Below are 13,657 nucleotides of genomic sequence, written 5' to 3' on the forward strand. Positions count from 1 at the left end.
TTGCCGGAAGAACAATTCTTTGCTGGTCTTTTAAAAAAATAGTACTATCAGAAAAGAATGACTATATTTGATTGTATAAGGGGATTTTTACTATGAAAGTTGTCGTTATCGGCGGAGTAGCAGGCGGACCTTCATTCGCCACACGCTTGCGTCGTTTGAATGAAGAGCACGAGATCGTGATTTATGAACGGGGAGAAAATATTTCTTACGCTAGCTGCGCGTTGCCATATTATTTAGGTGGAGTGATCGAGGACTTGGATTCATTGATTGAACGGACACCAGAAGCGCTGAAAGTAAAAAACAATATCGATGTTTTGACGAAGCACGAAGTCCAAGCAATCGATTCGGATAAGAAGCAATTGGTGGTCAAAGACTTGCGGACTGGTGAGGAATCAACAACGAACTATGATAAATTAGTAATTTCCGCAGGTGCTCGCCCAACCCTGCCGCCAATCAAAGGCGCAGATAAAGCGGAAAATGGGTTTGTCCTACGCAGTGTTACAGACGCAGCGGATATCAAAGCCTATATGGATGCTCACGATCCTAAGAATGTTTTAGTTTTAGGCGCGGGCGTCATGGGCTTAGAATTAGCGGAAAACTTTAAACATCGGGGAATGGATGTTACCTTAGTCGATCAATTGCCGCAGGTGGCTTTTCCTTATGATGAAGAAATTGCCGATCTGATCTATGATAAATTAATCGAAAAGGGCTTGCAGGTTCATTTGAGTACTCACGTGGAAGAAATTCGTCAGGCGGGAAAAGAAGTCGTGCTATCTGATGGCACAAGTCTTAACCCAGATCTGATTTTATTTGCGACTGGTGTAGCACCAAATAATGAGGTGGCAAAAACGGCCGGTATTGAATTATCCGATGATGGTCAGATCATCGTTAACGATCAATTAGAAACCAACGTTCCAGATATTTACGCGATTGGCGATATTATCAAAACAACCAGTCTGGTGACAGGATTAGCGACCTCTAGCATGTTATCTAGCGCCGCGAACCGTCAAGGTCATATGTTGGCGGATATGCTTAACGGTACACCGATGCGCTATCGCGGCTATATCGGTGCCGGGGTAGCGAAAATCTTTGACTACACCGCAAGCTATGCAGGAATGACCGAGCATGCGTTGAAAGCTGCAGGGATTACCAATTATAAATCGATTTTTGTGACGCCGTTTGATCATGCCTATTTTTATCCAGGCGCAACTCGCTTGAATCTAAAAATTATTTTTGATGCCACCAGCGGAAAAATCTTAGGCGGCCAAGCCGTCGGTGAAAAAGGGGTCGATAAGCGAATGGGTGAATTATCCGTTGCGATCACCGGCAATCTGACGGTCTTTGATTTGCCTGACTTGGAATTACCTTATTCACCGCCGTATTCAACCACCCGGGATCCATTGAATATCGCAGGTTACGTAGCGATCAATCAAATGACCAATGTGGTAGAGACGATCAAAGTCACAGATATTCCAGCAGAAGATTTAGCGAATGCCTTTTTCTTGGATATTCGTGAACCGGATAAAGCAACATCCGGCAGTATCGAAGCAACGAAAAATATTCCCATGAATGAACTGCGGGATCGGATCAATGAGATTCCAAGAGATCGCAAAGTCTATATTACTTTTAGAAAAGGCTTGAACACCTATACTTCTGCGCGTATCTTAGCAGGGTTTGGCATTTCGGCAATTTTGATTGAGGAGTAAATCATGAGCGAATTTAAAGAAGTATTTGACTCAGCTCAACAATTTTTGATCCTGCAAGCCTATATTGATTCACAACTTTCCGAGGAGGAATTGATGAATTTTACCTTAGTCGAAGCGACTGACGAAACACCGGTTGTTTTCTATCAAAAAGGTGTGATGATCATCCATCCGAAATTTGATTTGGATCAGTTTACTCATGATTTTTTCCCCCACGAGAAGATTGTTTTGCAGTCTGAAAATAAGCAAGTGATCGTGGAGCTGCCAAATCAAGAGCTTCAAATTCGTTTTGAAACTGTCGAAGAAACAAAACAATTCGCTAAGGATATCAGGTATTTATTCGCGCTATAGGATTCGGATAGTTGCTCATCGAAACGCCTCGTAGTAAAGTGAAAGTAGAGAATGAATGAGGAGGATTCAAGATGAAGAACACGGAATTAGCGATAGAAATGCTGGATCGTGCGCAGGAACGTTTTGTGGATACCTTTGACCAGATGACCATAGACGAGGCCAATGAAATGCCCGCGCCTTTGATCAAATCAGTGGTTTGGCTAATGTGGCATACAGCCCGGGAATTGGACATGCAGATTTCTGATTTAAACGGTACAGATTTTCTTTGGACAAGTGCCGGTTGGTCAGAAAAATTTGCTTTGGATTTGCCCGACGATACACCGGATTATCGACACACGCCTGAAGAAGCAGCGAAAGTGGTTGTGACCGATCGTCAATTGGTTCTGGATTATTTAACTGCCAGTATCGAATTTACCAAAGACTATTTGAAAAATGTCGATGAAAATAGTATGGATGATGTGATCGATACCAACTGGAATCCGCCAGTCACTCGCCAAGTTCGGATCGTCTCTGCGATTGATGATGCCGTGATGCATTCGGGACAAGCAGTGTATACCAGAAGAATGGTGATTGGAAAATAAGATTCACACAAAGCAGATCTTTCAAAACGAGAGATCTGCTTTTTTCATTCGTATCGGTTTACAAACAAAGCGACATCGGTTAATATTAGAACGATCATTCTCGAAAGTGAGGTGGAGAATTATGGCTCGCACCAAAGAATTTGATAAACAAGTCGTCTTGACGAAAGCAATGAACCTATTTTGGGAACAAGGCTATGAAAAAACCTCTATGCAGGAGCTGGTCGATCGCATGGGCATTCATCGTCGGAGTATCTATGACACATTCGGTGACAAGCATCAGCTATTTTTAAAAAGTCTTGCTTTGTACGAAGATAATCTAGCCAAACGAATTACGCAGCGAGTTTCTTCGGATGAATCAGTCCAAGGGCAGATTCGTCGTTTACTCTCGATCACACTAGAACAAGATGAGAATCAACCCGCTGGATGCTTGATCGTAAATACAGCTTCTGAATTGGCTTTGATCGATGAAGAGGTCAGTCAAAAAATCAATGAGATATTTAACAGAAGTGAGAACTATATCTACAACTTATTAGTTGAAGGACAGCAAAAGGGTGAGATTCCAAAAACATTGCCGCTAAAAAATGCGGCTCATTACTTACATACCATTTGGCTCGGAGTACGTGTAGATGCCAAGGTTGCCACTGATCCGGAAAAAATTTATCAATCAATTGATTTGGCATTAAGTATTATCAATTAGCTAACGCTTGTCTTGGCAAATCGCCGAGACAACTATTTTTACATTAATTAGAACGTTCATTCTAGAAAAGGAGAATTATTATGAAAGCAGTCCAAATAGAGAAATACACGAAAGATTTACAGACAAACGTGAAGGAGGTTCCGGTACCGACGATTACTGACGATCAGGTCTTAGTAAAGGTGAAGGTAGCAGCGGTCAATCCTTTAGAGATATTGAATATCACGGGCGCTGTCAAGCTGATACAGGACTATCCAATGCCATTGACTTTAGGAAATGAACTGACTGGTGTGATCGAAAAAGTTGGGGGAAATGTCACAGACTTTCAAGTTGGAGAGAAGGTCTATAGTCGGTTACCCATTGATAGTATCGGTGCGTTTGCGGAATATGTGGCAGTAGATGCCAATGCAATTGCTCATCTACCAAAGAATTTAGACTTTTTAACTGGAGCCGCCGCTGCTTTGACCGGTTTGACCGCGTATCAAGCATTGCATGAGGAATTGCAAGCGAAGGCTGGGCAAACCGTGTTTATTCCTGGAGGTTCAGGAAGCTTCGGACAAATGGCGATCCCACTAGCTAAGGATCTAGGGCTGACTGTGATCGTGTCAGGCAGCTCCGAAGCAAAGGAGCGGACATTAGCAGCTGGTGCAGACAAGTATTTAGATTATAAGACGGAGAACTATTGGGAATTATTAGAACCAGTCGATTTTGTGATTGATACTTTAGGTGAAAAGGAATTCGACCGAGAACTCTCGATTATCAAACCGGGAGGGAAAATGGTCAGCTTGATTGCAGGTCCAAACAAACAGTTTGCGATTGATAAAGGAATGCCAAAAGCAAAGCAACTTCTTTTTGGATTAGCCGGAAAGAAATTCGATAAAAAAGCCCGAGAAAAAGGTGTCAAATACCGGTTTATCTTCGTTCGTTCTGATGGGGAACAATTGAAGGAGATCAGCCGTATTATCGAGAAAAATAATATCGTGCCAGCCGTAGATCCGACCACTTTTCGACTAGAGGATGTTAATCAAGCCTTGCAGTTAGTCGCAAAAGGACATCCGAAGGGAAAAGTGTTGCTTCGGGTTGATTACAGTGAATGAGTTAGAAATCCCTCCCCTACTACGTTTCTGTTAAGGAAAATCAGAAGGTAGAGTAGTTTTGTTATTTTCTTTAAAATTGATTCAAACCTAAAAACCTGCTCATCTTCAATAATGAGCAGTTTTTTTTCGAGCTCAATAGTAATTTCTGATGTAGATAAGTAAAGATTCTAAACTTTTTTAGAGAAAATATGCAATTCGAATAGAACTCCAACAGATTGTACTCTTTTTGCGAATAAGATGTACGTTTTGAGCTGATTCAATCAGATATCTTGGGAAAATTGAAGGTTTGACAATGTTGTGTGGAACAAAAGCGAGTACTCCTTGCGATAACAGTTTAACAGTGACCGTCCAAGTATCAGTATTCGATAATAGTTTGTAGGTGTCAACAGAGCAAATTATAATCGCAAAAATCAATCTTTCAAGATTGGTTTTCGAATAATTTTTCCAACGTGTAATCGGTCAGCTCTGCTACGCTAAGCGTATATTATTTTTTTCGTCAATGATTGAAAAGCTGTAAGTTGTTCGGGAGTGATAAGGGTGTGTTTGCCCAAATTTCACGAGTTCCAAATTGTTTGCCGGATATTGAGTTTCAAAGGTTATCCCGCTGTAAATAGGAAAGAGTTTATTATTATGCGAGAAATTTTCTTGTGCAACATTAAATGTATAAATAACGACGCTTGGTAATGATGTCTTAAAAGTTATCTGACGCCCGTTTGTCGGATGCCTCAAGACCCCGGAGTAATCCTTATAAAGCTGATATGTGTGATTAATGCCATGGAACGTTGGTAATGAAGCCAGCTTGCTCAGGATTTGAAAATCAAAATGTTCTGGGACATTCAAAGGATCAGCAGACTTAATCAAGCCGTTTTCTTCATGAAAGATTGAAGCGGAATCAAGCTTAAAAAGGTGATTGGTGATAGGTACGAAAGCTGAACCATTCAAATTGAAATACATATGGTTTGTCGGGTTAAGATAAGTTGTAACTTTAGGATTTACCAAAATTTCCATCGTTAGATTGTAATTCCTGTCAATGATATAAATAACTAAAGCCTCATAATCTATGGTTGAGTGACTAAAAGATACAGTAACAGAATCATCATTTTCTGTAATCGATTGATCCCAAATCACCTTATCCCAGCCATCAGAACCTCCATGAAAATGAATTGGCGGTCGATTCTTTTCGAGAGTAGTCTGGCCTACTTCATATCGACCAGCTAAAGGACCAACGATACTTCCAGCAAATGTTCTATTATTCAACCAAATATCTTTAGGCGGAGCCATTAAAATATTTTCCATATTGTTGCGATTATCTGAAAATGATATTTCGAAAACAGAAGCGCCAAGATTTGAAAAGGTCACTTCTAACTCTTTTTTTAGCGAAATTTTTGTAAAAACTACGCTTTTATCAATGTGATCATAGGATAATTGAAACATCAGATACCTCCTTTTTGTCAGTATAACTTTATCTGAAAAAAATTTCCATAGGTATTGACAGTTTTTGAAAATAATGTATTATTGTTTTTGTAAACGCAAACAGAAAGGGGTTGCAATTATTTTGGATTTAAATATTTTGAAGGAAAATTATGATGTAGTTGTAGTTGGTGGAGGGATGTCAGGCGCATTTGCAGCGATCGCCGCTGCGAGGAACGGTGCAAAGACATTAATTATTGATCAAAATGGCTACTTTGGAGGGACATTGACAGCAAACGGAGTTGGTCCGATGATGACATATTTTGCTGGAGATAAACAAGTTATTTTAGGATTGGGACAAGAAATGGTCGAGCGTCTAGTTGAACGCGGTTATTCACCCGGACATGTGCTAGATTCTACAAACTACATTTCTTATGTAACACCATTTTCAGCTGAAGGGTTGAAAATTGTTTTGGACGAGATGGTCAGTGAAGCAGGGGCAGATGTTTTATTCCATACCTATTTAATCGGATTAGAAAAAGAATCTGGCAAAATCAAAAATATATCAATTGTTAACAAAGATGGAATTAGTCACATTTCAAGTAAGGTATTTATTGATGCGACAGGTGATGGCGATCTAGCAGTAATGTCTGAAGTGCCATTCCAATTAGGTCGGGAAACAGACAATGCGATGCAGCCGATGACGATGAATCTAAAGGTCTATGGTGTTGATACACAAAAACTTCGTGAGGCAGTGTTAAATGATCCAGTGAAATTCCCACGCCTGAACAGGGATTTAGATGTCATGAAAAACACAGAAATTTTATCTTTTGTTGGTTTTGATGATGAATTTAAAAAAGCCAAAGAAGAAGGTCGGATCAGCATTCCACGAGAAGATATTCTTTTCTTTGAGACCAATGTGCCAGGAGAATTTATCATGAACACTTCACGGATCATCAATGAAAGCGGTGTATCTGCTGAAGGTCTGACCCGAGCAGAGATGATTGGTCGCAAACAATGCGAAGAATTGTATTATTTCCTAGTTGAATCAGTACCAGGTTTTGAAAACGCGAAAATCGCTTATAGCGGACCAAGTGTTGGTGTTCGCGGAACGAGACAGATCAAAGGCAAGTACACGTTGACGAACCAAGATGTTTTAGAAAACAAACCATTTAAATCAACAATCGCTCACTCAGGGTACCCAATAGATATTCATAATCCAAAGGGTGAAGGAACAGTTTCCGTACATGCTAATCAAACCGAAGAGGTCGCTCATGAAAAATTTGATAAATCTGTATTTGACAGCTATTATCGTATCCCTTATGAAATCATGATTACGAATGAAATCAGCAACCTGATTGTAACAGGACGTTGTGTTTCAGCCTCTTTTGAGGCACAAGCGGCGATACGTACGACACCAACGATGACCGCATTAGGACAAGCAGCCGGAACAGCAGCAGCAATAGCTGTGTCAAAAAATGAGGCGATTGGAGATATTGATATTAAAGTGTTACAAAATAAATTGATTGAGCAAAAGAGCTTTATCGAAATCTAGGAGGAAAAAAATGGCGACAGTACAGTTAGTGGGAATATTGTTAGTATTTTTTATTTTAGTTGGTTTGATGATGACCAGAAAGGTTCCAACGATTCTAGCTTTACCGATTATGGCTATCGCGATTTCTTTAATTGCGGGAATCACAGTGATATCAAAAGATCCAGAACAATTCACAATTGTGAAAGATGTTTTAGAAGCTGGTTCGATGCGAATGTCGACTGCAATCTCTGGTTTGATTTTTGGATCATTGTTCGGAAAAGTATTATCTAAAGTTGGAGTTACTGAAACAATTATAAAAAAGGCGGCAGAAATGGCCGGTGATCGAGCACTGCCCATCGCCTTATCATTCTTAGCGGTTTGTTCTGTGATTTTTGCCGCAAGTAACGGACTAGGTATGGTGATTTTAGTTGGTACAATTATTGTTCCCATCATGATATCAGCGGGACTTTCGCCAATGGTTAGTGGAATTATCTTACTATTGGCGAATGGCATCGGTGTAACATTCTCTGTATCAACATTAGCTGTTTATATTGACGTATTGGGTTTGAATTTAAGTGAAGTTACTTCGTATTCATGGATGGTCGGATTACCGCTGATTATTATCTCAGTAATTATGATCGTTTATTATGTAAAATTCAGCGGAAAGCGTCGCAAAGCTTGGGCAATGCCTACTAAACAAGGACGAAATGGTCAAGTTCGTAGTATTGCTTTGATCTCACCGGTCATTCCAGTTGTTCTAGTTTTTGCTTTCCAGGTTCCATTAGTAGCTGCAATTATTGTTGGAATTATCGTGACCTTGATTTTGAGTACACCTAAAAATCCGATTCATGTTGTCAGCAGTGCTTTTGTTGAGGGAATCCAAGAAGTTGCTGGAGCAGCTGGATTAATGATCGGTATTGGAATGCTACTGAATGCAGTCATGTCTGCCGAAGTATCAACTATTTTACAACCAGCGATCTCTATGATGATTCCTAAAAACCAATTGATGTTCGTTCTGATTTTTGGACTTCTTTCGCCATTGGCAATCTATCGTGGACCATTAAATGTTTGGGGACTAGGAAGTGGGATTATTTCCCTGTTAGTTGCAGGCGGAATGAATCCAATCGCTGCGATGGTCGCATTACGTTTAGACAGTAACGTGCAATCTGTTTGTGATCCAACCAATTCCCATAATGTTTGGGTGTCAGATTTTATCAAGACAGATGTCAATGAAGTAATGAAGAAAACGATTGGCTGGGTAGCAGTTTCCACCTTCGTTGGTTTAGTTGTCGCTTCGTTCTTCCTATATTAATAAGAGATTGAAGGTAAAGAAAATGGGGAAAAAAGTAAGAATTGGGATTGATGTCGGCGGTACCTTTACAGATGCGGTGGCGATCGATAACGAAACCTATGAAGTGATTGCAAAATTAAAGATACCGACTACTCATGAAGAAGGAGTAGCTAGAGGAATCGTAAAAATCATCCAAAAGCTTTTGGGTGAAAATAATATTGCACCCGAAGATGTGATCTTCATCGCACACGGAACTACCCAAGCAACGAACGCATTGCTTGAGGGAGATGTAGCAAAAGTTGGGATTGTCGGCATGGGTACCGGAATGGATGCTCGTACTGCGAAAAAAGAAACGTCAATCGAACATATTGAGTTAGCACCCAATAAGTATTTGCACTCTGAACATGTCTTCGTCGATTCGGCAAAATTAACCGAACAAGAAGTTGAAAAAAGTATTCATGAGCTGGTAAATAAAGATTGTCAGGTAATCGTTGCCAGTGAAGCGTATTCTGTCGATGATCCTGAAAATGAAATGCGTGTGATCCAAAAGGCACAGGAAGAAAAGTTGTTTGCGACAGGAGGCCATGAGATTTCTCAGCTTTACGGCTTGAAAATGCGGACACGGACAGCAGTCGTGAATGCTTCACTGATTCCGAAAATGATGCAGACAGCCAATATGACAGAATCAGCAGTCTTAGATACAAAAATCCAATCAGGTCTAATGATCATGCGCTGTGACGGCGGGGTAATGAGTATCAATGAAGTACGCCAACGCCCGATCTTAACAATGCTATCTGGTTTAGCTGCAGGTGTTGCGGGTGCATTGATGTATGAAAAAGTCAGTGACGGGATTTTCTTTGAAGTTGGTGGAACCAGTGTCGATATCTCTGTCATCAAGAACGGGAAAGTAATGATCAAATACGCCCAGGTCGGTGGACACAAAACGTATCTTCGTTCATTGGATGTTCGCACATTAGCGGTTGCGGGTGGAAGTATGATCCGTGTGAAAGATAAAAAAATCGTGGATGTCGGTCCGCGTAGTGCCCACATCGCTGGTTTAGAATACGAATGCTTTACTGATGTGAAGAACTTAGACGATCCAATGATCGAGTTTGTTTCTCCACGTGAAGGTGACCCAAATGAATATGTCGTTGTTCAAGGAACAAAGAGCAATGCATACTCGTATACATTAGCAGGTGCGGCGAACTTATTAGGCTATGTTCCCGAAGATGATTACGCCCAAGGAAATGCTGAAGCGAATAAAAAATCGTGGGATGCATTAGGAGCTTACCTTGGAATATCTGCTGAAGATGCCGCAAAAGAAGTCATGAATTTTGCAATGGAAAAACTAGAACCAGTCATTAATGATTTGATTGATGAATACGAGATGGATCGTAACTTCATTACATTAGTCGGCGGTGGCGGATCTGGTGCGATCGTCGTACCAGCATTAGCAGAATATTATGATTATAAATGGAAGTTAGCTAAAAATGCGCCATACATTTCAACAATCGGTGTCGCATTAGCGATGGTTCGTGAACAAATCGAACGTTCGATCACGAATCCAAGCGAAAGCGACATTAAAAAAATCCGAGCAGATGTTATCGAGAAAATCATTCAATCGGGTGCCAATGAGGAAACAGTCGAAGTCAATATTGAGATCGATACTCAACGTAATATCGTTCGTGCGGTCGCTACAGGTGCAACTGAACTACGCCAAAAGAGTTTGGGTGCATCGGAAGTGACAGAAGATCAGCTGAAAACAATCAGTTCAGAAGCTTTAGGGCTGGATACGAATAGTATCAAATGTGCTGGAAAAGTAGGGCGTTGGAATCTGATGGATGCAATGGTCATCAAGAAGAAACTCTTCTTCAAGAGCAAGCGCACGAATGTCTGTGTGGTTGACCGTGAGGGAGTGGTTCGATTCAAACACAGCAACGCTCATTATTTTAAATTCCCAAAAAATCAAGCTGATAAAGAGTTTCTTTCTTTTATTGACGAACATACAATATATTCAGACGCCAATGCAACGATTCCAAAAGTATTCTTGTTCTTTAGAGAAAAAATGTTAGACTTGACTGGAATGCAGACGCTGGAACAATTAACATCGATCATGGATGTTGAGACAGAAAATTTAGATACGAATGAAGAAGTCATTGCAGTAGCGTATAAATAAAAAGGAGCAACAATGGATTATTTTTCAGACGAATTTTTAGCTTATTTGGAATTGAAGCAAGATATGCTGTTTCATAAGATACCCGTAGAAGATATCTGGAATTATCTTGAAAAATCTTTGGAAATCGGTAAAAGTTTCGTTTCACAATTAAAATCAAAGGATATCTTTGAATTGTACGCGGAAAGTGCCATCAGGATCAAAGAGGAAAAACATGATGGTGTTTTCTATAAAGTGCAGATGCGAGCGCAATTTGAATCGGATCGAAAAGGCAATAACCTCGTTTATTTATATGAGAAATCAATTGCTCAATTGGCAGAGGCAAACAAATTGGGATTAAAAGAAATGAAGCGAATCATTTTAGCCCATGAATACTTTCATTATTTAGAAGAAAGAAGTGAAAATCATGTTTATGACCAGTTCACGCCGATCGAGAGTGCAAAAATTCTAGTATTTTCTCAAAAAGCGCATATTCGTCGAACAAGTGAGATAGCGGCTAACGCCTTTGCGAAGCACTTGTTGAAATTAAGTCATTTACCCAGCTTCTATGATTATCAGTATTTACTAAAAATAAACCAATTATCGATGAAAGATATCGAAGAAGAATACGACCAATTTAACGCTTTAAAAAGAACCTAGACAAACAGCTAGATGCGAAAGCATCTAGCTGTTTGTTTCGAAAGGAAGATTAGATGTCAGAGAAAAGATTTGGAAGTATTGAAGCAGGTGGAACAAAATTTGTTTGTGCGGTAGGAAATGAAAAGTTCAAGATTCTTGAGATAAATATTTTTTCCACCAAGGAACCTGATAAAACAATGGCACAAGTGAAAGCTTTCTTTGAAAAACATCCAGTTGACGCATTGAGCATTGGAACATTTGGTCCAGTAGATATCAACGAAACTTCAGCAACTTACGGACAAATATTAGCTTCTCCTAAAAAGTCTTGGCAGGGCTTCAATTTTATTCAGTCGGTCAAAGAGTGGTTTTCAGAACCAGTCTTTTTGACCACTGATGTAAACTCAAGTGCGTATGGCGAGTATACTATGGGTGGCGCTAGAGAGGTTGATTCCTGTGTCTATGTAACTGTCGGAACTGGAATTGGTGCTGGGGTAATCCAAAACAATCAATTTGTCGGCGGAACGACTCACTTAGAAATTGGACATGGGTTTATTCAACGTCACGAAGCCGACTTCGATTTTTCTGGTGTGTGTCCTTATCATGGCGGAAATTGTTTTGAAGGAGTTGCCGCTGGTCCAAGTATTGAAAAGCGCACGGGAATCTGTGGCGAGAAGCTCTCGCAAGATCATCCTGTTTGGACTATCGAGGCCTACTACTTAGCGCAATTAGCGTATGACCTGCAAGTAAATTTTGCGCCATCCAAAATAATCTTTGGCGGGGGAGTCATTAATGAAAGGTTGATGGAGCTGGTTCGCGGACAGTTTGAAGTAATTAATGCTGGTTATGTGGCTGTACCGGATTTGAAAGCTTTCATTGTTACTTCTAATTTCAAAGATAACGCGAGTGCTACTATTGGAAACTTCGCATTAGCTCAAAAAGTACTTAGTGAAGACAATCAAGCATAAAAAATACTCAATCAACTTTAAACAGTTGGTTGAGTATTTTTGTTACCATTCATAAATAGCCGAATCAGCGGATTCATAGGAGTTAATTATCGTATCGCTGCTTAGTTTTCGCTGACGCAACCCGCGATTATCTCGCAAAATCGTCGCAAAAATAATATCGAACACTAAAGAAATCATCACTGAATTGGTCAGTACAAGTGAATTATTCGCGGACATGTGATCTGGAATAATGAACTTAATATCGATCATATCGCTGACCTTCGGATTATCATTGCTTGAGATCAAAATAGTTTTGACATCTTTTCGTTTGATTTTCGTCAAGAAGGGAATGATGTCCTTTGTAATGACTGATGGAACGACTGCGATCAAGACCGAGTCACTGCTCATGTTTTCAATCGCCAGTTGTGTTTCTAAGTTCTCTTTTAGAGTCGTGACTTCCATCCCTAATTGACGCAGTTTGAAGGCAAATTCCTTGCTGACAAAGGAAGTATTATAGATCGATAAAATGAATACTTTGCGATTGAGTGTGATCATCGACGCTGCATCTTCAATGTCTTGAGCATCCAGCATCGCGCATGTATTCGTTAACATTTTTTGGTAATCAAGCGTCACGTATTCGATCAAGTTCGATTCATCGAAGGACTTTTCTTGATCCTCCAGATGAGTCATGCTTTGAGCCAATGCGATCTTAAATTTATTAAACCCTTTAAAACCAATTTTTTTACTGAAGCGATTAATGCTGGCTTCCGAAGTATTGGTCTTTTTGGCTAAATTTGTGATGGTATTTGAAATAACATATTCAGGATTTTCAATTACAAATTTACTGATGTCGTGTTCACTAGAAGTAAAGCTGGATTCTAATGACTTTATTTTTAATAATACAGCGGATTGCATGTCATCTCCTCGTTTCTTTCCTCATTATATCAATAAAACCAAGTACTGAGTAGTTAGTTCACTTAAGTTTTTTTGTAAAAAAAGAGCTTGTTGATAGGCCATTGAATTTTTCGCTTCAATGAAGTTGGAAAAAATAATTCTTTTCCAAAAAGTGAAGGATTTGAACTTTTTATAAAAAAACAAACTCACACACGATTTAAGCTGGAACTTTTAAAGTCTGTACAATAATTCTTCAGCACAAAAAAGTGAGAGATGAGATGTTATATTTTAAGCAAAATGAGAAGATTCTTTCAGCACTGTTGAGTATGGGGTTATTTAATATATCGAATCTTTCATTTTCATTGTG

At 39.8% G+C, this 13,657-nt stretch carries 12 protein-coding genes; 10 read left to right on the top strand and 2 right to left on the bottom strand.

The window, feature by feature from the left end:
• Window positions 1-92 precede the first annotated feature (92 nt).
• The 5 genes from KQI58_RS15525 to KQI58_RS15545 all read left to right on the top strand — a co-directional run bounded on the left by KQI58_RS15525 (window position 93) and on the right by KQI58_RS15545 (window position 4,426).
• A complete protein-coding gene (locus KQI58_RS15525) occupies window positions 93-1,706 on the top strand; it encodes an FAD-dependent oxidoreductase (protein WP_216409950.1) in 1,614 nt (537 codons plus the stop codon).
• A 3-nt stretch (window positions 1,707-1,709) separates the two neighbouring features.
• Window positions 1,710-2,054 carry a hypothetical protein gene (locus KQI58_RS15530; protein ID WP_216409951.1) on the top strand — a complete coding sequence of 115 codons (345 nt, stop codon included), beginning with the start codon at window positions 1,710-1,712 and terminating at the stop codon, window positions 2,052-2,054.
• A gap of 71 nt (window positions 2,055-2,125) precedes the next feature.
• Window positions 2,126-2,635, top strand: a complete 510-nt coding sequence (locus KQI58_RS15535; protein WP_216409952.1) for a DinB family protein — start codon at window positions 2,126-2,128, stop codon at window positions 2,633-2,635.
• Window positions 2,636-2,756: 121 nt separating this feature from the next.
• Window positions 2,757-3,332, top strand: coding sequence for a TetR/AcrR family transcriptional regulator (locus tag KQI58_RS15540; RefSeq protein WP_216409953.1), 576 nt, complete (start codon window positions 2,757-2,759; stop codon window positions 3,330-3,332).
• 80 nt (window positions 3,333-3,412) lie between these two features.
• Window positions 3,413-4,426: an NADP-dependent oxidoreductase gene (locus tag KQI58_RS15545; protein ID WP_216409954.1), complete on the top strand. Its 1,014-nt coding sequence runs from the start codon at window positions 3,413-3,415 to the stop codon at window positions 4,424-4,426.
• A 468-nt stretch (window positions 4,427-4,894) separates the two neighbouring features.
• Here the strand turns inward: KQI58_RS15545 and KQI58_RS15550 are convergent, their stop codons facing one another.
• A complete protein-coding gene (locus KQI58_RS15550) occupies window positions 4,895-5,860 on the bottom strand; it encodes a hypothetical protein (protein WP_216409955.1) in 966 nt (321 codons plus the stop codon).
• Window positions 5,861-5,981: 121 nt separating this feature from the next.
• Here KQI58_RS15550 and KQI58_RS15555 point away from each other — a divergent pair, with 121 nt between their 5' ends.
• From KQI58_RS15555 to KQI58_RS15575, 5 genes are read left to right on the top strand one after another with little or no spacing between them, the layout of a single operon-like run.
• Window positions 5,982-7,391 carry an FAD-dependent oxidoreductase gene (locus tag KQI58_RS15555; protein ID WP_253295975.1) on the top strand — a complete coding sequence of 470 codons (1,410 nt, stop codon included), beginning with the start codon at window positions 5,982-5,984 and terminating at the stop codon, window positions 7,389-7,391.
• A 10-nt stretch (window positions 7,392-7,401) separates the two neighbouring features.
• Window positions 7,402-8,682 carry a citrate transporter gene (locus KQI58_RS15560; protein WP_216409956.1) on the top strand — a complete coding sequence of 427 codons (1,281 nt, stop codon included), beginning with the start codon at window positions 7,402-7,404 and terminating at the stop codon, window positions 8,680-8,682.
• A gap of 22 nt (window positions 8,683-8,704) precedes the next feature.
• Window positions 8,705-10,837, top strand: coding sequence for a hydantoinase/oxoprolinase family protein (locus KQI58_RS15565; protein WP_216409957.1), 2,133 nt, complete (start codon window positions 8,705-8,707; stop codon window positions 10,835-10,837).
• A gap of 12 nt (window positions 10,838-10,849) precedes the next feature.
• Entirely contained in the window at window positions 10,850-11,473 is a 624-nt protein-coding gene (locus KQI58_RS15570) for a hypothetical protein (protein WP_216409958.1), read from the top strand.
• Between the two features lie 53 nt (window positions 11,474-11,526).
• Entirely contained in the window at window positions 11,527-12,417 is an 891-nt protein-coding gene (locus KQI58_RS15575) for an ROK family protein (protein WP_216409959.1), read from the top strand.
• 42 nt (window positions 12,418-12,459) lie between these two features.
• On the opposite strand, the gene KQI58_RS15580 is transcribed toward KQI58_RS15575, so the two are convergent.
• Complete coding sequence (locus KQI58_RS15580; RefSeq protein ID WP_127977981.1) at window positions 12,460-13,311, bottom strand: MurR/RpiR family transcriptional regulator; 852 nt, start codon at window positions 13,309-13,311, stop codon at window positions 12,460-12,462.
• Window positions 13,312-13,657 lie beyond the last annotated feature (346 nt).

The sequence above is a fragment of the Enterococcus raffinosus genome (assembly GCF_018917525.1).
In the GTDB taxonomy this organism is placed as follows: domain Bacteria; phylum Bacillota; class Bacilli; order Lactobacillales; family Enterococcaceae; genus Enterococcus_A; species Enterococcus_A raffinosus_A.

What these genes read in the sequence shown, in the direction of transcription:
- KQI58_RS15525 (WP_216409950.1), top strand. Translation starts at nt 93, where the DNA reads ATGAAAGTTGTCGTTATCGGCGGAGTAGCAGGCGGACCTTCATTCGCC.
- KQI58_RS15530 (WP_216409951.1), top strand. Translation starts at nt 1,710, where the DNA reads ATGAGCGAATTTAAAGAAGTATTTGACTCAGCTCAACAATTTTTGATC.
- KQI58_RS15535 (WP_216409952.1), top strand. Translation starts at nt 2,126, where the DNA reads ATGAAGAACACGGAATTAGCGATAGAAATGCTGGATCGTGCGCAGGAA.
- KQI58_RS15540 (WP_216409953.1), top strand. Translation starts at nt 2,757, where the DNA reads ATGGCTCGCACCAAAGAATTTGATAAACAAGTCGTCTTGACGAAAGCA.
- KQI58_RS15545 (WP_216409954.1), top strand. Translation starts at nt 3,413, where the DNA reads ATGAAAGCAGTCCAAATAGAGAAATACACGAAAGATTTACAGACAAAC.
- KQI58_RS15550 (WP_216409955.1), bottom strand. Translation starts at nt 5,860, where the DNA reads ATGTTTCAATTATCCTATGATCACATTGATAAAAGCGTAGTTTTTACA.
- KQI58_RS15560 (WP_216409956.1), top strand. Translation starts at nt 7,402, where the DNA reads ATGGCGACAGTACAGTTAGTGGGAATATTGTTAGTATTTTTTATTTTA.
- KQI58_RS15565 (WP_216409957.1), top strand. Translation starts at nt 8,705, where the DNA reads ATGGGGAAAAAAGTAAGAATTGGGATTGATGTCGGCGGTACCTTTACA.
- KQI58_RS15570 (WP_216409958.1), top strand. Translation starts at nt 10,850, where the DNA reads ATGGATTATTTTTCAGACGAATTTTTAGCTTATTTGGAATTGAAGCAA.
- KQI58_RS15575 (WP_216409959.1), top strand. Translation starts at nt 11,527, where the DNA reads ATGTCAGAGAAAAGATTTGGAAGTATTGAAGCAGGTGGAACAAAATTT.
- KQI58_RS15580 (WP_127977981.1), bottom strand. Translation starts at nt 13,311, where the DNA reads ATGCAATCCGCTGTATTATTAAAAATAAAGTCATTAGAATCCAGCTTT.